A 22133-nucleotide genomic window follows, 5' to 3' on the forward strand; every position below is an offset into this window, starting at 1 on the left:
TCAGAGGTACGGATATGTATTCATCTATTGCGCAGGCCAACGAAGCCATTATTGAACGAATTAAAGCCGCCAGGCCGCATTGGGTTGCGGTATGCCCCGCCAAAGAGGCGGTGAAAGAATTGTCTTCTGGTCGCAAACTGCTTCATGCCGGTCCGCCGATCGCCTGGGAAGAGATGACCGGTCCGATGCGTGGCGCGTGTATTGGCGCATCGCTGTTTGAGGGATGGGCCAGCAGTGAAGAAGAGGTTGTCCAACTGTTGAATCAAGGAGAGGTCGAGTTCATCCCCTGCCATCACGTCGGCGCGGTTGGCCCGATGGGCGGAATTACCTCCGCCAATATGCCGGTGCTGGTTGTGCGTGACGTGGTGCATGGCAATCAATCCTGCTGCAACCTTAATGAAGGTATTGGCAAGGTGATGCGCTTTGGCGCCTATGGTGACGATGTGCAAACGCGCCTGCGCTGGATGCGCGATACGCTGGCTCCGGTGCTCCAGGATGCGTTATCCCAAATGGAGAACGGCGTCGATCTGACCGCGATGATGGCGCAGGCCATCACGATGGGTGATGAGTTCCATCAACGTAATATTGCGGCATCTTCTCTGCTACTGCGTACGCTGTCGCCGATTATCGCCGGCCTGGATCGCCCAAAAGCGGAAATCATCGAAGTGCTGCAATTCCTGAGTGTCACCGACCAGTTCTTCTTAAACCTGGCGATGGCATACAGCAAAGCGGTGATGGATGCGGCGGCGGAGATTAAAGCGGGTTCCGTCGTCACGGCGATGACGCGTAACGGTCGGGAGTTTGGTATTCGCGTTAGCGGCACGGGCGATCGCTGGTTTACCGCGCCGGTGAATACTCCGCAGGGACTGTTCTTTACGGGGTACAGCCAGGCGGATGCTAACCCTGATATTGGCGATAGTGCCATCACCGAGACGCTGGGGATCGGCGGGGCGGCGATGATCGCGGCACCTGGGGTGACGCGTTTTGTCGGTGCCGGTGGCATGGGAGCCGCACTGGAAACGTCGGAAGAGATGGATGAAATTTATCTCGCAAATAATCCGCTGTTCCAGATCCCGTCATGGGATTTTAAAGGCGCATGCCTGGGGTTGGATATTCGCCGCGTAGTGGAAACGGGGATCACGCCGCTGATTAACACCGGTATTGCGCACCGGGAAGCGGGGATTGGTCAGGTGGGGGCGGGTACCGTTCGTGCTCCGCTGCTCTGCTTTGAAAAAGCGCTGGAAGCGCTGGCGGAGCTGCACCACATCACTGCATAAGTGGGATAAGGCGTTCATGTCGCCATTCGGCATTGAAAGGCATCATTGCCGGATGGCGACGCTGGCACATCTTTCCGGCCTACGGAGAAAAGCGGTTATGATCACTCTCAACGCCCTGGCCTGCGCCGGTCTTTACCGACTTCCGGACGGAGAGTGGACGCTGCATAGCCGCTTCTCCCAGGCCATCAACTTTTGCCGACCCGACGGTGAACTGTTGACGTTCTTTCGCTACGGCAAAGGGATGGGGCCGTCGGGCGTGTTGCTAAATACCACCAATTTCTCCCGGGTTTCCCCTGTTTCACGCTGGATCAAGCGGGGAAACCGACTTTACGGACGCGGCATCGTGCTGCATCTGCCGCGCGAGCTGCGTTTGCAGATAACAGTGGGAGATGTCGCGCCTGTCCCGTTCTCTTTCTATACTCAGCAAATTGGCCTCGGCGGTTCGCTCAATCAGCCGCTCTCTGCTATCCCCGTTTACGCCCGGATAAGTGCTGAACTTGATCGCTGGTTAGAGGGACAACAACCTGACTGGCACTGGCTTATCGGACGAGGGCTGGGGCTGACGCCCAGCGGTGATGATATGCTGACAGGCATGATGGCAGTATTAAGCGCCACTGGTTTTTTCGGGCGACTGCGGGAGCACCATTTTTTACCCCCAGGGGATCAACTCACGTTGCTCACCACTTCGGTAAGCTGTAGCTATCTGAACAGCGCCAGATTGGGGGAGTTCTCCACGCCGGTACTGAGGGTTTTGCGTGATTTACAGGCCCGGCGCGATCCGCATCCCGCCATACGACGTTTGCTTCGGGTAGGGCACACTTCCGGAACCGACATCCTGGTGGGTATGGTGATAGCGCAACGGTGGTTACAGGCGGTCGACTCAAGGGGAATGCATGCTCGATCAGGAAACAATACGCACATTTATTCGGGTGGCTGAAACTGAGAGCTTTTCCCGTGCCGCCAGTTCGCTGCACAAAACGCCAGCAGCGATTAGCTACCGCATTAAGACCCTAGAGGAACAGGTTGGCACTCAGCTCTTTTTGCGCACCACTCGCTCCGTCAGCCTGACGCTTGCCGGGCATCATCTGCTTGAGCACTGTCGCCAGTGGCTAAACTGGCTGGACGCGATGCCGGATGAGCTTCAACAAATCAACGCCGGTGTAGAACGCCAGGTTAATATCGTCATCAATAACCTGCTGTACCAGCCGCAGTCGACGGCGGATTTACTCACCTGGCTGCATCAGCAATTTCCCTTTACCCGTTTTCAGATTTCCCGCCAGGTGTATATGGGCGTATGGGACTCTCTGCTTTATGACGATTTCCAGTTGGCGATAGGCGTCACTGGCTCGGAATCTCTCTCCAATAATATCTCGCTGTTGCCGCTGGGAGATATTAGTTGGCAGTTTGTGGTGGCGCAGAGCCATCCATTAGCCAGCCATCCTTCCCCTGTATTATCTGACGACATGCTTCGCCGCTTCCCGGCTATTAATATTGAAGATACTTCGCGCACGCTTACTCGCCGCGTGGCCTGGTTACTCAGCGGTCAAAAAGAGATCAAAGTGCCGGATCTCAGCACCAAGCTGGCCTGCCATTTAAGCGGTCTGGGCGTGGGATTTTTGCCGGAGCGACTGTGTCGTCCGTACGTTGAATCCGGTGCGTTAGTTGCTCGCGAAGTGGTCAACCCGCGTCAGCCGTCACCGCTGTCGGTCGCCTGGAAAAATGCGGGTAGTGGAAAAGTGGTGAGCGAAATTGCAGAGATATTTAAGCAAAAACAGTCATTGGTTAGCGGCTTTTTAAGAATGGTAGACAGGCCAACGGAACGCTGATCCCAGAAAAGGATCGCGTTGAAAAATGGCATATTCGGTGATTCTTGTTTACCTTTAACAGATTGTTTTCGTGAGAACGATCTCATTTTTTGTTATGACCAAGGAACATCCAATGGAAGATTTGAATGTTGTCGACAGCGTAAATGGGGCGGGTACCTGGCTGGTACACAACCAGGCACTACTGCTGAGTTATGCGGTGAATATCGTGGCGGCTATCGCCATTATCATCATCGGGATGATCATCGCGCGTATCATTTCCAATGGCCTCAATCGCCTGATGCTGTCGCGACATATTGACGCCACGGTGGCTGACTTTTTATCGGCGCTGGTACGTTATGGCATTATTGCGTTTACGCTGATTGCCGCGCTGGGGCGCGTCGGGGTGCAAACCGCCTCGGTGATCGCCGTGCTGGGTGCCGCTGGTCTGGCGGTTGGTCTGGCGTTGCAAGGCTCGCTGTCGAACCTCGCCGCAGGGGTGCTGCTGGTGACCTTCCGCCCGTTCCGCGCGGGCGAATATGTGGATTTGGGCGGCGTGGCCGGTACTGTGCTGCACGTGCAAATCTTCTCCACCACCATGCGTTCCGCCGATGGGCGCTTTGTGGTGATCCCGAACGGTAAAATCATTGCCGGCAACATCATTAACTTTTCCCGCGAGCCGGTGCGGCGTAACGAAATCGTCATCGCCGTGGACTATGACGCTGATATTGATCAGGTGCGAAAAATTCTGACTGACATTATTGAGTCTGACGATCGCATCCTGAAAGATCGTGAAATGACCGCGCGCATGAACGAGCTGACCACCTCCTCGGTGAACTTTGTGATCCGCATCTGGAGCAACAGCAGCGATCTGCAAAGTGTTTACTGGGATGTGCTGGAGCGAATCAAAAAGGCGTTCGATGCTAACGGCATCGGTTTTGCGCATCCGCATATGGACGTAAACTTCAAACGCGTGAAAGAAGAAAAACAGGCGGAAGCTGAAGCCTGAGCATAGTCGTCGTGCCCGGCCTCCAGGTAATACACAGGCCGGGCAACCTATTATTAATGCCACTTATCCCCGATTAAAATTATCCATTTCCGCTAATAACTCACGCCCGGTATAGTCGGCGCATTCTTTAGCAGCGTGAGTATTCAACGTGTTAACTTATTATATTCAAGGGCTTGCCCTCGGTGCGGCCATGATTTTACCCCTCGGCCCGCAAAATGCCTTTGTGATGAATCAGGGCATTCGCCGTCATCACCATTTGCTGGTCGCCTCGCTGTGCGCAGTGAGCGATTTGCTACTGATTTGCGCAGGGATCTTTGGCGGCAGCGCATTGCTGATGCAGTCGCCGTGGCTGCTGGCTATCGTCACCTGGGGCGGGGTGGCGTTCTTGCTGTGGTACGGCTTTGGTGCGTTGAAAACGGCGCTCGGCAGCCAGCCGGAGTTTGCCGGTAAGGAAGCGTTAAAACAGGGGCGTGGGCGGATCATCGCCACCATGCTGGCGGTCACCTGGCTGAATCCCCATGTTTATCTCGATACCTTTGTGGTGCTCGGCAGCCTGGGTGGGCAACTGGCGGAAGCGCCGAAACGCTGGTTTGCGCTCGGTACTATCAGCGCCTCTTTCCTGTGGTTTTTCAGCCTGGCATTGCTGGCGGCCTGGCTTGCTCCGCGCCTGCGCACGGCCACTGCACAACGTATCATCAATACGCTGGTGGGCCTGGTCATGTGGTTTATCGCCGTCCAGCTGGCGCGCGAAGGCATTCATCATTTACAGGCGCTGTGGTAATCGGACCATACCTGTGGACAAGCGCGCTGAAAACGCTAAGCTTGCTGGCAGACGCCTGTATTGATGGGCGATGGTGATGACATGGAGGAACTACAGTGAAGTTTAACGTTATAGCCCTGGCAGCAATGGTTGGATTAGGTGCGATGTCGGTACAGGCGAGTGAATTGCCGAACGGGCCGCACATCGTTACTTCGGGCACGGCGAGCGTCGATGCGGTTCCGGATATTGCCACCCTGGCAATTGAGGTCAACGTAGCGGCTAAGGATGCGGCCTCTGCCAAGAAACAGGCAGACGATCGCGTGGCGCAGTATTTAGGCTTCCTGGAAAAAAATGGTGTCGCCAAGAAAGACATCAACTCCGCCAACCTGCGTACCCAACCTGATTACGATTATCAGGACGGCAAAAGCATTCTGAAAGGCTACCGCGCGGTACGTAGCGTAGAAGTCACGTTGCACGAGCTGGATAAACTTAACTCGCTGCTGGATGGCGCGCTGAAAGCAGGCCTGAACGAAGTGCGTTCAGTGACCCTGGGCGTGGCACAGCCGGAAGAGTACAAAGACAAAGCGCGTAAAGCGGCGATTGACGATGCGAAGCATCAGGCTGAACAGCTGGCGGCAGGCTTTAACAGCAAACTGGGTCAGGTGTACAGCGTGCGCTACCACGTATCCAACTATCAGCCGACCCCGATGGTCCGCATGATGAAAGCGGATGCTGCCCCGGTCTCTGCGCAGGAAACTTACGAGCAGCCGACCATTCAGTTTGACGATCAGGTTGATGTGGTGTTTGAACTGCAACCGGGTGCGAACGCGGCACCGGCACAGTCCACGCCTGCCAGCGAGTCGGCTCCGGCAGCTCAGTAAGGTTTAGTCAGATTCGTTGTGCCGGGTGGCGCTAGCGCTTACCCGGCCTACATCAGCCAGTACGTAGGCCCGGCAAGCGCAGCGCCGCCGGGCAAAATCTTAATCCTGACGCAATACCCGATGACCGTGCGCGAGCAGCGCGTCGGTGACGTTGCGCATCATGCGGCTTTCTGGCGCAAAGCGGTGCCAGTAGAGCATCCGGCGCTGAAACAGGCCCGGCGTCAGGTCGATCAGCTCGCCGCTGTCTAACTCTCTTTCGATCTGCAAATGCGGGATCATGCAACAGGTGGTGCCCTGACGCGCCAGCTGCACGAAAGCTTCCGATGAGTTAACGATGTGGCAGGGTACGCTGCCCGGCGGCAGATCGAAATTCTGCTGTAAAAACGCCTGATGCATATCATCCAGATGGTCGAATGCCACGGCCGGGGCTTTCAGTAACGCCTGGCGGGTCACACCGTTTGGAAAATAGCGCTCGGCAAAGGCTTTCGAGCCAACAAACAGGTAATCCAGTGCGCCCAACTGATCCACGAGGCAGCTTGGCAGCGCCTGCGGCTGAATAGATACCGCGCCCACCACTTCGCCACGACGCAGCCGCTCCTGGGTGCGGGTTTCATCTTCAACCTGCAAATTCAGACGGATCGGCGAGTCAGCCAGCACCGGGGCCAGCGCGGGTAACAGCCAGGTCGCCAGACTGTCGGCGTTAACCGCCAGCGACAGCAGCAGCGGTGTTGAACCGATCTGTTCATCCCCGAGCCACTCCTCTTCCAGCAGCTCTACCTGACGCAGCAGCGCCAGCAGTTTTTGCCCCTGTTCGGTCGGGCGCGGCGGCACGGTACGCACCAGCAACGGCTGACCAAACATATTCTCAAGCTGTTTAATGCGCTGAGAAACGGCGGACTGAGTGATACACAGCTTTTGCGCGGCGCGCTCAAAGCCACGCTCCCGGATGACCGCGTCAAGCGCCTGTAATGTTCTGTAGTCAGGACGTTTCATTGCAATAACTTTTATCCCCGTTTGTGATTAGGCGCACTATGACATAATTTTGGCGTCCTGGCGGGATGCATTTATAATGCGGGCTGGATTTTCTCACCACAGGCCAATGATCATGACGCAGGATGAACTGAAAAAAGCAGTTGGATGGGCGGCGCTAAAATACGTTGAACCGGGCACGATCGTCGGGGTGGGCACAGGCTCCACGGCGGCGCATTTTATTGACGCGCTTGGCACCATGAAAGGCCAGATCGAAGGCGCGGTGTCCAGCTCCGATGCCTCTACGGCGAAACTGCAAAGCCTTGGCATTCACGTTTTTGATCTCAACGAAGTCGATCGTCTGGGGGTGTACGTTGACGGCGCTGACGAGATCAACGGTCAGATGCAGATGATCAAAGGCGGTGGTGCGGCGCTGACCCGCGAGAAAATTATCGCGTCGGTGGCGGATAAATTTATCTGCATCGCCGACGCCTCCAAAGAAGTGGCGATCCTCGGCGCGTTCCCACTGCCGGTGGAAGTGATCCCGATGGCCCGCAGCGCCGTGGCGCGCGAGCTGGTCAAGCTCGGCGGTCGTCCGGAATATCGTCAGGGCGTGGTGACCGATAACGGCAACGTGATCCTCGACGTGCACGGTCTGGAGATCATCGATCCCATCGCACTGGAAAACGCCATCAATGGTCTGCCGGGCGTGGTGACGGTGGGGCTGTTCGCCAACCGTGGCGCGGATGTCGCGCTGATTGGCACCGCCGACGGCGTGAAAACCATCGTAAAATGATCTGACGGGGAGCGCGCCTCCCCGCTAAAAAAATTTCGTGTGCCAGATTTTGGTGACATGTATCACGTTTTTAAACCTGCTCTGATTTTCCTGCCGCAATCGTTTTCTTTTCCAGCATTTTCCTCTGCCAAATTCCGCTGTATGACTTTCCTTCAACGTGCCGACGCAAACGTTCATATTGCTGCAATAGTTTTTTTTGATATGTTGGCTAGAGCGAACACACATAAGTTAAGACAAACAGGGTCGGGGAAATGGCAAAAGTATCACTGGAAAAAGACAAAATTAAGTTTCTGCTGGTGGAAGGGGTGCATCAAAAAGCAATCGATAGCCTCCGCGCTGCGGGTTACACCAACATCGAATTCCACAAAGGGGCGCTGGACAGCGAACAGCTGAAAGCCTCCATCCGTGATGCTCATTTCATCGGCCTGCGATCCCGTACCCACCTGACGGAAGAGATTTTTGCGGCGGCAGAAAAACTGGTCGCTGTGGGTTGCTTCTGCATCGGTACCAACCAGGTGGATCTGAATGCCGCCGCGAAACGCGGTATTCCGGTATTTAACGCGCCGTTCTCTAATACCCGCTCGGTAGCGGAACTGGTGATCGGCGAGCTGCTGCTGTTAATGCGCGGCATTCCGGAAGCGAACGCCAAAGCGCACCGCGGCATCTGGAACAAGCTGGCGACCGGCTCCTATGAAGCGCGCGGCAAAAAGCTCGGCATTATTGGCTACGGCCATATCGGTACGCAGCTGGGGATCCTCGCGGAATCGCTGGGGATGCACGTCTTTTTCTACGACATCGAAAACAAACTGCCGCTCGGTAACGCGACCCAGGTTCAGCATCTCTCCGATCTGCTGAACATGAGCGATGTGGTGAGCCTGCATGTGCCGGAAAACGCCTCCACCAAAGATATGATGGGCGCGGAAGAGCTGGCGCTGATGAAACCGGGTTCGCTGCTGATTAACGCCGCACGCGGCACCGTGGTGGATATTCCGGCGCTATGTGAAGCGCTGCGCAGCAAACATCTTGCGGGGGCGGCTATCGACGTATTCCCGACGGAACCGGCCACCAACAGCGATCCGTTCAACTCTCCGCTCTGTGAATTCGACAACGTGCTGCTGACGCCGCACATCGGCGGCTCTACCCAGGAAGCGCAGGAAAATATCGGCCTCGAAGTGGCGGGTAAACTGGCAAAATATTCCGATAACGGCTCCACGCTGTCGGCAGTGAATTTCCCGGAAGTCTCGCTGCCGCTGCACGGCGGGCGTCGTCTGCTGCATATCCATGAAAACCGTCCTGGCGTGCTGACGGCCATTAACCAGATTTTTGCCGAGCAGGGCGTGAACATCGCCGCACAGTATCTGCAAACCTCATCGCAGATGGGCTATGTGGTGATTGATATTGAAGCGGAAGAAGATGTGGCGGAGAAAGCGCTGCTGAGCATGAAGGCGATCCCAGGCACTATTCGCGCCCGTCTGCTGTACTGATTTCCCCTCACCCTGACCCTCTCCCCTGGGAGAGGGAAGAGTCTGGTATCGCGTTTCTCCCTCTCATTTCAGGAGAGGGGTTTTACCACATCCACACTTTTGACGGCGTCACCACCGCCGGCAGCGGCACATCCCACTCTTCTACCGGCAGCTTTTCCACGAACTGACAATCATGGGCGTAACCCACCGGCGTCAGCGGGTAGTGCTGCCAGTTTTGCAGCGTGCGGTCATAAAAGCCGCCGCCCATGCCCAGACGCTGCCCCTGCGCGTCAAACGCCACCAGCGGCGTGATCAGCACGTCAAGTTTACTGAGCGGCAGCACATCGCGCACATCCAGCTTCGGCTCATAGATTTTCAGCCGGTTCATCACCAGATCGCTGTGCGGATGATAATGCAAAAACAGCAGATTGCCTGGGCTGAATGGGTGCAGTACGGGCAGGTAAACCTGCTTGCCGCTGCGCCATAGCTGATCGATAAGCGGGCGCGTATCCAGCTCACCATCAAAGGACAAAAACAGCGCGACGGTACGGGCCATCACCACGGGCGGAAACGCCATCATGCGGGCAGCAGCCTGTTCGGCAAAATGTGATTGTTGATCGGCGGTCAATGCGCGACGACGCAGGCGAATTTGCTGACGAAGTGTCTGACGAGGTGAAACCGGAAGTGTTGATTGCGTCATGATAACGGACAAAACAGGTAGTGGTAGAAGAAGGGGAATCTCCGAGATGCCGCCGCAGGCTGTAACCCTTGAACCCTTGGTTCAAGGTGAATGTGTCGTCACAGTTTTAAGGCTTCTCGGACGAACCGAGCATGCTCACCAACCATGGAGCGCCACATTCTTGTGGTATGAAATATCGGCTCAGGGGACTGGCCCGCTTGCGAACATCTCAGAGAAATTTTTTCTTCACGGTCACTCTACCATAGTAGACCCTGAAGTGTTATTCAAACTTCGGCCCCGGTCTTTCTGTTATGCGACCCTGATCAAGCAATGCCTGTTCGATGGTCTGCTGTAACATCCGAATACGCTGTTCCATGTTGGCGGCGTAGTCGCGGGTTTTTGCCTTTTCCTGAGCAAGTTCGTAGCTGATGTTCAACGCGGCGATGAAAACCAGCTGCTCAGTATTTGTGACTCTAGTGCGTACTTTCAGATCTTGCAACCGCTGATTCAGATCTTCCGCAGCCTGATTCAAAGCATCCCTTTGTTCAGGTGGGCAATTCACTCGCAGTGAACGGCCAAAAATTTGGATATCGACGGGTTCTGCAGACATGCCACCTTCCTGCTGTTTGACTGCGCTCTGCCTTCTCAGCCGAGCCCTGGCTGCGAAGGGGCGTCACTATAGCTACCCTGATGAGAGGATTCAAGCCCTTTAACGGCACAAATACATTGGCTGACGTAAGGCCTGACGGGTATATCACCAGGGTCCAAAGTGGTAGCATACCATGAATATTCCTCCCAACGACGACGAATGCGCATGTCAATACAGAACGAAATGCCTGGTTACAATGAACTTAACCAGTTACTCAACCAACAGGGCGTTGGCTTAACGGCGGCAGAAATGCACGGTCTGATCGGCGGGATGCTCTGCGGCGGCAACAAAGACACCTCCTGGCAGCCGCTGCTCCACGATCTGACAAACGAAGGCCTGGCCTTTGGGCACGAGCTGGCTGAAGCCTTACGCAAGCTGCACGCTGCCACCAGCGACGCGCTGGAAGACGATGGCTTCCAGTTCCAGCTGTTTCTGCCGGATGGCGACGAGATTACCGTTTTCGAACGTGCCGACGCCATGGCGGGCTGGGTAAACCACTTCCTGCTGGGTCTGGGCGTCACGCAGCCTAAACTGGATAAAGTGACCGGTGAAACTGGCGAGGCGATCGACGATCTGCGCAACATCGCGCAACTGGGTTACGACGAAGACGAAGACCAGGAAGAGCTGGAGATGTCGCTGGAAGAGATCGTTGAGTACGTGCGCGTCGCCGCGCTGCTGTGCCACGATACTTTCACCCGACCACAGCCAACCGCACCAGAAATGCGTAAGCCCACGCTACACTAAACTGTCTTGTTGAATAGGGAGATGTCATGACACAGCTTGAATTTCTTCGTCGCCGTCAGGCCTTACTGGCGCAGATGGCACCTGCCAGCGCGGCGTTAATCTTCGCCGCGCCGGAAGTGACCCGCAGCGCCGACAGTGAATATCCCTATCGGCAGAGCAGCGACTTCTGGTATTTCACCGGCTTTAACGAGCCGCAGGCCGTGCTGGTGCTGATTAAAAGCGATGATACCCATAACCACAGCGTCCTGTTCAACCGCCTGCGCGACAAAACCGCCGAAATCTGGTTTGGTCGCCGTCTCGGACAGGAAGCCGCCCCGGAAAAACTGGGCGTCGATCGCGCGCTGGCCTTCAGCGAAATCAACGAGCAGCTCTATCAGCTGCTGAACGGCCTCGATGTGGTGTACCACGCGCAGGGCGAATACGCCTGGGCCGATGAGATCGTCTTTGCCGCGCTGGATAAACTGCGTAAAAGCGCGCGGCAGAATCTGACCGCACCGGCGACCATGACCGACTGGCGTCCGATGGTGCATGAAATGCGCCTGTTTAAATCCGCCGAAGAGATCGAGGTGATGCGCCGCGCCGGGGAAATCAGCGCGCTGGCCCATACCCGCGCCATGCAGGTCTGCCGTCCAGGGATGTTTGAATACCAGCTGGAAGGGGAAATTCTGCACGAATTCACCCGTCACGGCGCGCGCTTCCCGTCCTACAACACTATTGTCGGCAGCGGCGAAAACGGCTGCATCCTGCACTACACCGAAAACGAAAGTGAAATGCGCGATGGTGATCTGGTGCTGATTGACGCCGGGTGCGAATACCAGGGCTATGCCGGTGATATAACCCGCACTTTCCCGGTGAACGGCAAATTTACCCCCGCCCAGCGTGCCATTTATGACATCGTGCTGGAATCACTGGAAACGGCGCTGCAACGCTTCCGTCCGGGCGTGTCCATTCAGGATGTTACCGCCGAGGTGGTGCGCATTATGATCACCGGGCTGGTAAAGCTCGGCATTCTGCATGGCGAAGTCGATCAGTTAATTACCGATAACGCGCATCGGCCATTCTTTATGCATGGCCTCAGCCACTGGTTGGGGCTGGATGTGCATGACGTCGGCGTTTACGGCGCGGATCGCTCCCGCGTGCTGGAGCCGGGCATGGTTATTACCGTTGAACCGGGTCTGTATATCGCCCCGGATGCCGACGTGCCGGAAGCATACCGCGGCATCGGCATTCGTATTGAAGATGACATTCTGATCACTGAAGACGGCAACGAAAATCTCACCGCCAGCGTAGTAAAAAAAGCCGATGACATCGAGGCGCTGATGGCGGCAGCGAAACGCGCATGAGCGTGATTATTGTCGGCGGCGGCATGGCTGGCGCGACCCTGGCGCTGGCGATTTCACGCTTATCGCAGGGAAAACTGCCGGTGCAGGTGGTGGAAGCTATCGCACCGGATGCCACACGTCATCCGGGGTTTGATGCCCGCGCGATTGCGCTGGCGGCAGGCACCTGTCAGCAACTGGCGCGCGTCGGTATCTGGCAAAGGCTTGCCGACTGCGCAACACCTATTACTACCGTGCACGTCAGCGATCGCGGCCATGCGGGTTTTGTCACCTTGCAGGCGCAAGATTATCGCGTCGAGGCGTTAGGGCAGGTGGTCGAACTGCACGACGTCGGCCAGCGCCTGTTTGCCATGCTGAAAAATGCCCCCGGCGTCACGCTGCACTGTCCGGCGCGGGTGAGTGCTTTTTCCCGTTCGGAAAACGGCGTCAGCGTGACGCTGGAAAACGGCGAGCAGCTTGACGGCACCCTGCTGGTGGCCGCCGATGGATCCCGTTCGTCGCTCGGCTCGCAAAGCGGCATCACCTGGCAGCAGACGCCCTATCATCAGGTGGCGGTGATCGCCAACGTCACGGTGTCCGCGCAACAAGCTGGCCGCGCGTTCGAGCGTTTTACCGAGCACGGCCCGCTGGCGCTGCTGCCGATGACCCAGGGACGCTACTCGCTGGTCTGGTGCCATGCCGAAGACAAGCGCGATGAAGTGCTCGCCTGGTCTGATGAAAAATTCTGTCACGAGCTGCAAAAAGCCTTCGGCTGGCGGCTCGGGCGCATCGTACACGCCGGAACGCGCAGCGCGTATCCGCTGTCGCTGACCACCGCCTCGTCGTCCATTTCGCATCGCATGGTGCTGGTAGGCAATGCCGCCCAGACGCTGCATCCTATCGCCGGGCAGGGGTTTAACCTCGGCATGCGCGACGTAATGACGCTGGCCGAAACGCTGACCACCGCGTGGGCCAGCCAGACGGACGTGGGGATCTATCCGGTACTGTGCGAGTATCAAAAACGCCGCCAGGCCGACAAAGAGGCCACCATCGGCGTCACCGACGGGCTGGTGCATCTGTTCGCCAACCGCTGGGCACCGCTGGTCGCGGGGCGTAACGCCGGTCTGATGGCAATGGAATTATTTACCCCGGCACGCGATGTGCTGGCGCAGCGGACGCTGGGTTGGGTCGCGCGCTAAGGAGACATGAGTGCAAAGTGTAGATGTAGCAATTGTTGGCGGGGGCATGGTCGGACTGGCTGTGGCCTGCGGATTACAGGGTAGCGGGCTGCGCGTGGCGGTGCTGGAGCAGAATGCGCCGGTGCCGCTGGCCCCCGATGCGCCGCCTGAACTGCGCGTGTCTGCCATCAACGCCGCCAGTGAAAAACTGCTCACTCATCTGGGCGTCTGGTCTGACATCCTGGCGCAGCGCGTCAGCTGCTATCACGGCATGGAAGTGTGGGACAAAGACAGCTTTGGCCGCATCGCCTTCGACGACGAAAGCATGGGCTACAGCCATCTGGGGCACATTGTGGAAAACGCCGTGGTGCACCAGGCGCTGTGGCAAAAAGCACAGCAGAGCAGCGACATCTCGCTGATTACCCCGGCCACGCTGCAACAGGTCGCCTGGGGTGAAAACGACGCCTTCCTCACTCTGCAGGACGGCAGTATGCTGACGGCCCGGCTGGTGGTTGGGGCAGACGGGGCCAACTCCTGGTTGCGTAACAAAGCCGATATTCCGCTGACTTACTGGGATTATGGCCATCACGCACTGGTGGCAACCATCCGCACCGTTGAGCCGCACAACGCCACCGCGCGTCAGGTCTTCCATGGCGACGGTATCCTGGCATTTCTGCCGCTGGCAGATCCGCATCTGTGTTCTATCGTCTGGTCGTTGCCGCCGCTTGAGGCGGAGAAAATGCAGCAGGCCAGCGCCGAAGCGTTTAACCAGGCGCTGGGCGTGGCGTTCGACAATGCCCTTGGCCTGTGTCAGGTAGAGAGCGAACGCCAGGTTTATCCCCTTACCGGACGCTACGCCCGTCATTTCGCGGGTCACCGTCTGGCGCTGGTTGGCGATGCGGCGCACACCATTCATCCGCTGGCGGGGCAGGGCGTGAACCTCGGCTTTATGGATGCGGCAGAGCTGGTCAACGAGCTGCGCCGTCTGCATCGTGAGGGCAAAGACATCGGGCAGCATCTCTATCTGCGCCGCTACGAGCGCAGCCGCAAGCACAGCGCGGCGATAATGCTCGCCGGTATGCAGGGTTTCCGTGGGCTGTTTGCCGGTAATAATCCGGCGAAAAAATTGCTGCGTGATATTGGTCTTAAACTGGCCGACACGCTCCCTGGCGTGAAGCCGCAACTCATCCGTCAGGCAATGGGTCTTAACGACCTCCCCGACTGGCTGCGATAACCGCTTTTTTGCTCCCCGACTGAATTAAGATCTGCGTCACACTTTCCCTTCCCGGCAACGGGAAGGGTATCCTCTTCTCATTTGAAATAATCTAATTTCACTCTCTTTTTCAGATTACTTTTTCTCATGTGCGGATTTTTCATTGTCGGGAAAATCTCATGCTTTTTGGTGAAAAATGTCAGCTCGAACCGGATTGACGTCATATGCGCCATGTAAAACGATGGTTAACGGCGCGTTATGTAGTTTTTTAATCTGCGCGGCTTTAAGGGTTTTTTAGTCATAAGCTAATGTGATGGCCCATTTTTACTTATGGTTTAGGGCGCTTTTCAGTGATAAGTTCAGGCGAAAGGTAACGTTTGCGTCGGCAATCCAAAAGGAAGCTGACGCCGGGGGTCGTGGCGGTTTTGATGACCCGTGAAATCCTTAACAGCCCCGCTTATTCAATGAGGAAAAGATGGCTCAGCAGACTCCTTTGTTTGAACAACACACGCTATGTGGCGCGCGCATGGTGGATTTCCACGGTTGGATGATGCCGCTGCATTATGGCTCTCAGCTCGACGAGCACCACGCGGTACGCCGCGATGCGGGTATGTTCGATGTGTCGCACATGACCATCGTTGACCTGAAAGGCACCCGTACCCGCGACTTCCTGCGTTACCTGCTGGCAAATGACGTTGCCAGACTCACCACCCCCGGCAAGGCGCTCTACAGCGGCATGCTCAACGCCTCCGGCGGCGTGATTGATGACCTGATCGTGTACTTCTTCAGCGAAGATTTTTTCCGCCTGGTGGTTAACTCCGCCACCCGCGAAAAAGATCTCGCGTGGATCACAGAGCACGCTGCGCCTTACGGCATCGACATTACCGTACGCGATGACTTATCGCTGATCGCCGTCCAGGGCCCGAATGCCAAAGCCAAAGCTGCCACGCTGTTCAGCGATGAACAACGCGAAGCCGTCAACGGCATGAAACCGTTCTTTGGCGTGGAAACGGGCGACCTGTTTATTGCCACCACCGGCTACACCGGCGAGACGGGCTATGAAATCGCTATGCCGAATGAAAAGGCCGCCGAATTCTGGCACGCGCTGGTAGAAGCAGGCGTTAAACCTTGCGGCCTGGGCGCGCGCGATACGCTGCGTCTGGAAGCGGGAATGAATCTTTACGGGCAGGAGATGGACGAAGGCGTCTCGCCGCTGGCCGCCAATATGGGCTGGACCATCGCCTGGGAACCGGCAGACCGCGACTTTATTGGCCGCGAAGTGCTGGAAGTGCAGCGTGAAAAAGGCACCGAACAGCTGGTCGGCCTGGTGATGACCGAAAAAGGCGTGCTGCGTAATGAACTGCCCGTACGTTTCACCGACGCGGAAGGCAATCAGCAGGAAGGCATTATCACCAGCGGTACGTTCTCACCGACGCTGGGTTACAGCATCGCGCTGGCCCGCGTACCGGCAGGCATTGGCGACACCGCCATCGTACAGATCCGTAACCGCGAAATGCCGGTTACCGTTACCAAACCTGTTTTTGTGCGCATGGGTAAACCTGTCGCGTAACGCATTTTTATTGTGGAGAAATGTTTATGAGCAATGTACCGGCTGAACTGAAATACAGTAAAGAACACGAATGGCTGCGCAAAGAAGCGGATGGCAGCTACACCGTTGGCATCACCGAGCATGCGCAGGAGCTGCTGGGCGATATGGTGTTTGTTGATCTGCCTGATGTCGGTGCGACCGTCAGTGCGGGCGACGACTGTGCCGTTGCCGAATCCGTCAAAGCCGCGTCCGATATTTATGCGCCGGTCAGCGGTGAGATCGTGGCCGTCAACGACGCGCTGAGCGATACCCCGGAGCTGGTTAACAGCGAGCCTTACACTGGCGGCTGGATCTTTAAAATCAAAGCCAGCGACGAAAGCGAAGTTGCCGCTCTGCTGGACGCCAGCGCGTATGAAGCGCTGTTAGACGAGTAAATCTCTGCTGGATCTTTCATTACCTTGTAGGCCCGGTAAGCGCCAGCGCTACCGGGCAAATCTGCCAGACCGTTTCAGGAACCCTCGCCCATGACACAGACGCTAAGCCAGCTTGAAAACAGCGGCGCATTCATTGAACGCCACATCGGACCGGATGCCACGCAGCAGCAAGAAATGCTGAACGCCGTGGGCGCAGAGTCCCTTAACGCGCTGATCGGCCAGATCGTACCGAAAGATATTCAGCTGGACACCCCGCCGCAGGTGGGTGACGCCGCTACCGAATTTGCCGCACTGGCGGAGTTAAAAGCCATTGCCGCCCGCAACAAACGTTTTAAATCTTACATCGGCATGGGCTACACCGCCGTGCAGCTGCCGCCGGTGATCCTGCGCAACATGCTGGAAAATCCAGGCTGGTACACCGCCTATACCCCGTATCAGCCGGAAGTCTCCCAGGGCCGTCTGGAAGCGCTGCTCAACTTCCAGCAAGTGACGCTGGATCTGACCGGACTGGACATTGCCTCCGCCTCGCTGCTCGATGAAGCGACCGCAGGCGCAGAAGCCATGGCGATGGCAAAACGCGTCAGCAAACTGAAAAACGCCAACCGTTTCTTCGTGGCGGCCGACGTACACCCGCAGACGCTGGATGTGGTCCGCACCCGTGCCGAGACCTTCGGTTTTGACGTGATTGTCGATGATGCCGACAAAGTGCTCGATCATCAGGACGTGTTCGGCGTGCTGTTACAGCAGGTGGGCACCACCGGCGAAGTGCATGATTACAGCGCGCTGATCGCCGAGTTGAAAGCCCGCAAAGTGATTGTCAGCGTTGCCGCCGACGTTATGGCGCTGGTGCTGTTAACCGCACCGGGCAAGCAGGGCGCAGACATCGTCTTCGGCTCTGCCCAGCGCTTTGGCGTACCTATGGGCTACGGCGGCCCGCACGCGGCGTTCTTCGCGGCCAGAGACGAATTTAAACGCTCCATGCCAGGCCGTATTATTGGCGTATCCAAAGATGCCGCTGGTAACACCGCGCTGCGCATGGCGATGCAGACCCGCGAGCAGCATATCCGCCGCGAGAAAGCGAACTCCAACATCTGTACCTCGCAGGTGCTGCTGGCGAACATTGCCAGCCTCTACGCCGTTTACCACGGTCCGGCTGGCCTGAAGCGCATTGCCGGCCGTATTCACCGTCTGGCGGATATTCTGGCGGCCGGCCTGCAACAGCACGGCCTGAAGCTGCGTCACGCCCACTACTTCGACACCCTGTGCGTGGAAGTGGCAGATAAAGCCGAGGTGCTGGCGCGTGCCGAAGCCCGTGAAATCAACCTGCGCAGCGACATTATTAACGCGGTCGGCATCACGCTGGACGAAACCACCACTCGCGAAGACGTGCAGGTTCTGCTGAGCGTGCTCACCGGTGTTGAGCTGCATGATGTTGATGCGCTGGATAAAAACGTCGCCCACGACAGCCGTTCCATTCAGCCAGCTATGCTGCGTGACGACGCGATCCTGACGCATCCGGTGTTTAACCGCTATCACAGCGAAACCGAAATGATGCGCTACATGCACAGCCTTGAGCGCAAAGATCTGGCTCTCAACCAGGCGATGATCCCGCTCGGCTCCTGCACCATGAAGCTGAATGCCGCAGCCGAAATGATCCCTATCACCTGGCCTGAATTCTCAGAGCTGCACCCGTTCTGCCCGCCAGACCAGGCGGAAGGGTATCATCAGATGATCAACCAGTTATCCGACTGGCTGGTAAAACTCACCGGTTACGATGCCTTGTGCATGCAGCCAAACTCCGGCGCGCAGGGCGAATATGCCGGTCTGCTGGCGATCCGTCACTATCACGAAAGCCGCAACGAAGGGCATCGCGATATTTGCCTGATCCCAAGCTCCGCGCACGGTACTAACCCGGCATCGGCGCAGATGGCGGGGATGCAGGTGGTGGTCGTGGCCTGTGATAAAAACGGCAACATCGATCTGAACGATTTGCGCGCCAAAGCTGAGCAGGCAGGCGACAATCTCTCCTGCATCATGGTGACTTACCCCTCCACCCACGGCGTGTATGAAGAAACCATCCGCGAAGTGTGTGAGATCGTGCATCAGTTCGGCGGCCAGGTATACCTCGATGGCGCGAACATGAATGCGCAGGTGGGCATCACTTCGCCGGGCTTTATCGGCGCGGATGTTTCGCACCTCAACCTGCATAAAACCTTCTGCATCCCGCACGGCGGCGGCGGTCCGGGCATGGGGCCGATTGGCGTGAAAGCGCATCTGGCACCTTTTGTGCCGGGTCACAGCGTGGTGCAAATCGAAGGTATGCTGACCCGTCAGGGCGCGGTATCCGCGGCCCCGTTCGGCAGCGCCTCTATTCTGCCGATCAGCTGGATGTATATCCGCATGATGGGCGCAGAAGGCCTGAAAAAAGCGAGTCAGGTGGCAATCCTTAACGCTAACTACATCGCCCGCCGCCTGAAAGACGCCTATCCTGTGTTGTACACTGGTCGCGACGGTCGCGTGGCGCACGAATGTATTCTGGATATTCGTCCGCTGAAAGAAGAGACTGGCATCAGCGAGCTGGACATCGCTAAACGCCTGATCGACTACGGTTTCCATGCGCCGACCATGTCCTTCCCGGTGGCGGGTACGCTGATGGTCGAGCCGACGGAGTCAGAAAGCAAAGTCGAGCTGGATCGCTTTATTGATGCGATGCTGGCGATCCGCGCGGAAATCGACCGTGTGCAGGCTGGCGAATGGACGCTGGAAGACAACCCGCTGGTGAATGCACCGCACACGCAGCGCGAGCTGGTAGCGGAGTGGCAGCACGGTTACAGCCGCGAGCAGGCGGTCTTCCCGGCAGGGCTGAACAATAAATACTGGCCGACCGTGAAGCGTCTCGACGACGTGTACGGCGACCGTAATCTGTTCTGCTCCTGCGTGCCGATGAGCGACTACGAATAATTAATCCATGCTGTTCTGTAGGCCGGGTAAGCGCATGCGCCACCCGGCTTTTTTATTGGGAGAGAGAGTATGGCAATCGCACTGGTTACCGGCGGCAGCCGCGGGATCGGCAAAGCAACGGCGCTGCAACTGGCGCGCGAAGGGTATACGGTGGCGGTGAACTACCACCACAATATTCAGGCGGCTACCGGGGTTGTGAACGACATCGTGGCGGCAGGCGGTAACGCTTTTGCGCTGCGGGCTGACATCAGCGACGAAGCGCAGGTGCTGGCAATGTTCGCCAGCATCGATCGCGAAGGTGAACCGCTGACTGCGCTGGTCAATAACGCGGGCATTTTGTTTGAACAGAGCACCATCGAAAACCTGAGTGCCGAACGCATCAACCGCGTCCTGGCGACCAACGTCACCGGCTATTTTCTTTGTAGTCGCGAGGCGGTAAAACGCATGTCGCACAAACACGGCGGCACGGGCGGCGCGATTGTTAACGTCTCTTCCGCTGCGTCGCGCTTAGGTGCGCCAGGGGAGTATGTGGATTATGCCGCCTCGAAAGGGGCGGTGGATTCGCTGACGACCGGCCTTGCGCTGGAAGTGGCAGCGCAGGGGATCCGCGTTAATGGTGTGCGTCCTGGCTTAATTTATACCGATATTCATGCCGACGGCGGCGAGCCGGGGCGGGTGGATCGCGTGAAGGCCTCGCTGCCGATGCAGCGCGGCGGTCAGCCCGAAGAAGTCGCACAAGCGATCGTCTGGCTGCTGAGCGACAAGGCATCCTATGTGACGGGGAGTTTTCTGGAGCTGGCGGGCGGGAAATAAGGTCCCCCTCTTCCTGAGGGAGAGGGGGAAATGCGCGCCGATCTGTTCCCTCTCCCAGGGGAGAGGGTTAGGGTGAGGGGATTCAGAGATTCTCGCCGTTGCTGGCGATCACTTCTTTGTACCAGTTAAAGCTCTTCTTACGTGAACGGGACATGTCGCCGGTGCCATCGTCGTGCTTGTTCACATAGATAAAGCCGTAGCGTTTGCTGTACTGACCGGTAGTGAAGGACACGCAGTCGATGCAGCCCCACGGGGTATAGCCCATCAGATCCACGCCGTCATAAGTCACCGCTTTGACCATCTCTTCGACGTGTGCACGCAGATAGTCGATGCGGTAATCGTCGTTGATGCTGCCGTCTTCTTCCACTTTGTCGTACGCGCCAAAGCCGTTTTCCACGATGAACAGCGGTTTCTGGTAGCGTTCATAAAGTTCACACAGCGCATAACGCAGGCCAACCGGGTCAATCTGCCAGCCCCAGTCGGAGGCCTTAACGTGCGGGTTCGGCACGCTGCCCTGGAAGCCAGAAATCGCATCACCGATGCCGCCTTCTTCTTTCACGGCGTTGGTCATGTAGTAGCTGAAGCCCAGATAATCGCAAGTGCCTTCACGCAGGATCTGCTCGTCGCCCGCTTCCATTTTGATGTTGAACTCCCGGCGTTCCCACTCGTTCAGCACATAGGATGGGTAGTAGCCACGCAGTTGTACATCGGTAAAGACATAACGCTCACGCATAGATTCCTGCGCATACATCACATCTTCTGGCTTACAGGAGAACGGATACAGCGGCACCATCGCCAGCATGCAGCCAATTTTCATCTCCGGATTGATACGGTGACCAATCTTCACCGCCATGGCGCTGGCCACAAACTGGTGATGCAGTACCTGGTACATGGTTTCTTCTGGATTGTCATGCTCGGTGTAGATCACGCCGGAGCAGCAGTAGCCGAACAGCGGCGCGCGCCAGTTACGCTGGTTGTTGATCTCGTTAAAAGTCATCCAGTATTTGACTTTATTCTTGTAGCGCTCGAACACCACTTCCGAGAAACGCACAAAGAAATCCACAACTTTACGGTTGGTCCAGCCGCCGTACTCCTGCACCAGATGCAGCGGCATTTCGAAGTGGGAGAGGGTGATCACGGGCTCAATGTTGTATTTGAGCAGCTCATCAAACATGTCGTCGTAAAACTGCAAGCCTTCTTCGTTCGGCTCAGCCTCATCGCCTTTCGGGAAGATGCGCGTCCAGGCGATGGAGGTGCGGAAGCATTTGAAGCCCATCTCGGCAAACAGCTTGATGTCTTCTTTGTAGTGGCTGTAAAACTCAACGGCTTCATGGTTGGGGTAGTATTTGCCCGGCACCACTTCCTGGGTGATCTCACGCGGTACGCCGTGTGCGCCACCGGTCAGCACGTCACAAATGCTCGGGCCTTTGCCGCCTTTGTTCCAGCCGCCTTCAACCTGATGCGCCGCAACCGCGCCGCCCCATAAAAAGTCTTTCGGTAATGTCAGCTTTTTCATCGATCATTTTCTCGTTGTGTGCGGTAAATATAATCTACCGGGCAGTTTCACTCTGAAAATGAGTCTAACAAAGGACGGGGAAATGTCACGATATAAAAAATCACCGCTGCGGTGACTTGTT

The 22133-nt window shown here is 57.0% G+C and carries 20 protein-coding genes and 1 other RNA gene; 16 read left to right on the forward strand and 5 right to left on the reverse strand.

The features are described from left to right. The first annotated feature begins 14 nt into the window (after positions 1-14). The 6 genes from KW828_RS18995 (at position 15) to KW828_RS19020 (ending at position 5729) form a co-directional block, all read left to right on the forward strand. Positions 15-1277: a DUF1116 domain-containing protein gene (locus KW828_RS18995; protein ID WP_218337826.1), complete on the forward strand. Its 1263-nt coding sequence runs from the start codon at positions 15-17 to the stop codon at positions 1275-1277. A gap of 97 nt (positions 1278-1374) precedes the next feature. Next, positions 1375-2214 (forward strand): DUF2877 domain-containing protein, encoded by an 840-nt coding sequence (locus KW828_RS19000; protein WP_218337827.1) that lies wholly within the window; start codon positions 1375-1377, stop codon positions 2212-2214. Further along, positions 2171-3103, forward strand: a complete 933-nt coding sequence (gene allS, locus KW828_RS19005; protein ID WP_218337828.1) for an HTH-type transcriptional activator AllS — start codon at positions 2171-2173, stop codon at positions 3101-3103. The genes KW828_RS19000 and allS overlap by 44 nt, the downstream gene beginning before the upstream one ends. A 112-nt stretch (positions 3104-3215) precedes the next feature. Beyond that, the gene (gene mscS, locus KW828_RS19010) at positions 3216-4088 is read left to right on the forward strand and encodes a small-conductance mechanosensitive channel MscS (RefSeq protein ID WP_218337829.1); all 873 of its coding nucleotides are present in this window, start codon (positions 3216-3218) and stop codon (positions 4086-4088) included. Between the two features lie 148 nt (positions 4089-4236). After that, positions 4237-4869, forward strand: coding sequence for an arginine exporter ArgO (gene argO, locus KW828_RS19015; RefSeq protein WP_218337830.1), 633 nt, complete (start codon positions 4237-4239; stop codon positions 4867-4869). 95 nt (positions 4870-4964) lie between these two features. After that, the gene (locus KW828_RS19020; protein WP_218337831.1) at positions 4965-5729 is read left to right on the forward strand and encodes an oxidative stress defense protein; all 765 of its coding nucleotides are present in this window, start codon (positions 4965-4967) and stop codon (positions 5727-5729) included. A 99-nt stretch (positions 5730-5828) separates the two neighbouring features. Here the strand turns inward: KW828_RS19020 and argP are convergent, their stop codons facing one another. Continuing rightward, on the reverse strand, positions 5829-6722 hold the full coding sequence (gene argP / locus KW828_RS19025) for a DNA-binding transcriptional regulator ArgP (RefSeq protein ID WP_072569822.1): 894 nt from the start codon (positions 6720-6722) through the stop codon (positions 5829-5831). Between the two features lie 112 nt (positions 6723-6834). Here argP and rpiA point away from each other — a divergent pair, with 112 nt between their 5' ends. Both rpiA and serA read left to right on the forward strand, forming a co-directional pair. Next, positions 6835-7494, forward strand: coding sequence for a ribose-5-phosphate isomerase RpiA (rpiA, locus tag KW828_RS19030; protein WP_072570136.1), 660 nt, complete (start codon positions 6835-6837; stop codon positions 7492-7494). Positions 7495-7745: 251 nt separating this feature from the next. Next, a complete protein-coding gene (gene serA, locus KW828_RS19035; protein ID WP_218337832.1) occupies positions 7746-8978 on the forward strand; it encodes a phosphoglycerate dehydrogenase in 1233 nt (410 codons plus the stop codon). 82 nt (positions 8979-9060) lie between these two features. On the opposite strand, the gene KW828_RS19040 is transcribed toward serA, so the two are convergent. From KW828_RS19040 to zapA, 3 genes are all read right to left on the reverse strand, one after another. Next, a complete protein-coding gene (locus tag KW828_RS19040; protein WP_218337833.1) occupies positions 9061-9657 on the reverse strand; it encodes a 5-formyltetrahydrofolate cyclo-ligase in 597 nt (198 codons plus the stop codon). A gap of 34 nt (positions 9658-9691) precedes the next feature. Further along, positions 9692-9875: non-coding RNA, 6S RNA (ssrS, locus tag KW828_RS19045), on the reverse strand. 41 nt (positions 9876-9916) lie between these two features. Continuing rightward, positions 9917-10246 carry a cell division protein ZapA gene (gene zapA, locus KW828_RS19050; protein WP_072569826.1) on the reverse strand — a complete coding sequence of 110 codons (330 nt, stop codon included), beginning with the start codon at positions 10244-10246 and terminating at the stop codon, positions 9917-9919. Between the two features lie 204 nt (positions 10247-10450). Between zapA and KW828_RS19055 the strand changes: the two genes are divergently transcribed. The 8 genes from KW828_RS19055 to KW828_RS19090 all read left to right on the forward strand — a co-directional run bounded on the left by KW828_RS19055 (position 10451) and on the right by KW828_RS19090 (position 20496). Next, on the forward strand, positions 10451-11029 hold the full coding sequence (locus KW828_RS19055) for a YecA family protein (protein ID WP_218337834.1): 579 nt from the start codon (positions 10451-10453) through the stop codon (positions 11027-11029). 26 nt (positions 11030-11055) lie between these two features. Beyond that, positions 11056-12372, forward strand: a complete 1317-nt coding sequence (pepP, locus tag KW828_RS19060; protein ID WP_218337835.1) for a Xaa-Pro aminopeptidase — start codon at positions 11056-11058, stop codon at positions 12370-12372. Continuing rightward, positions 12369-13547 (forward strand): 2-octaprenyl-6-methoxyphenyl hydroxylase, encoded by a 1179-nt coding sequence (gene ubiH, locus KW828_RS19065; protein ID WP_218337836.1) that lies wholly within the window; start codon positions 12369-12371, stop codon positions 13545-13547. The genes pepP and ubiH overlap by 4 nt, the downstream gene beginning before the upstream one ends. Positions 13548-13557: 10 nt before the next feature. After that, positions 13558-14760 (forward strand): FAD-dependent 2-octaprenylphenol hydroxylase, encoded by a 1203-nt coding sequence (gene ubiI, locus KW828_RS19070; RefSeq protein ID WP_218337837.1) that lies wholly within the window; start codon positions 13558-13560, stop codon positions 14758-14760. Between the two features lie 454 nt (positions 14761-15214). After that, entirely contained in the window at positions 15215-16309 is a 1095-nt protein-coding gene (gene gcvT / locus KW828_RS19075) for a glycine cleavage system aminomethyltransferase GcvT (protein ID WP_218337838.1), read from the forward strand. Between the two features lie 26 nt (positions 16310-16335). Next, positions 16336-16722: a glycine cleavage system protein GcvH gene (gcvH, locus tag KW828_RS19080; RefSeq protein WP_218337839.1), complete on the forward strand. Its 387-nt coding sequence runs from the start codon at positions 16336-16338 to the stop codon at positions 16720-16722. A gap of 90 nt (positions 16723-16812) precedes the next feature. Beyond that, positions 16813-19683 carry an aminomethyl-transferring glycine dehydrogenase gene (gcvP, locus tag KW828_RS19085; protein ID WP_218337840.1) on the forward strand — a complete coding sequence of 957 codons (2871 nt, stop codon included), beginning with the start codon at positions 16813-16815 and terminating at the stop codon, positions 19681-19683. Between the two features lie 69 nt (positions 19684-19752). Continuing rightward, on the forward strand, positions 19753-20496 hold the full coding sequence (locus KW828_RS19090; protein ID WP_218337841.1) for an SDR family oxidoreductase: 744 nt from the start codon (positions 19753-19755) through the stop codon (positions 20494-20496). An 82-nt stretch (positions 20497-20578) separates the two neighbouring features. On the opposite strand, the gene KW828_RS19095 is transcribed toward KW828_RS19090, so the two are convergent. Then, on the reverse strand, positions 20579-22012 hold the full coding sequence (locus KW828_RS19095) for a 6-phospho-beta-glucosidase (protein WP_218337842.1): 1434 nt from the start codon (positions 22010-22012) through the stop codon (positions 20579-20581). Between the last annotated feature and the right edge of the window lie 121 nt (positions 22013-22133).

Source organism: Enterobacter sp. ENT03, from assembly GCF_019218745.1.
Taxonomy (GTDB): Bacteria; Pseudomonadota; Gammaproteobacteria; order Enterobacterales; family Enterobacteriaceae; genus Enterobacter_D.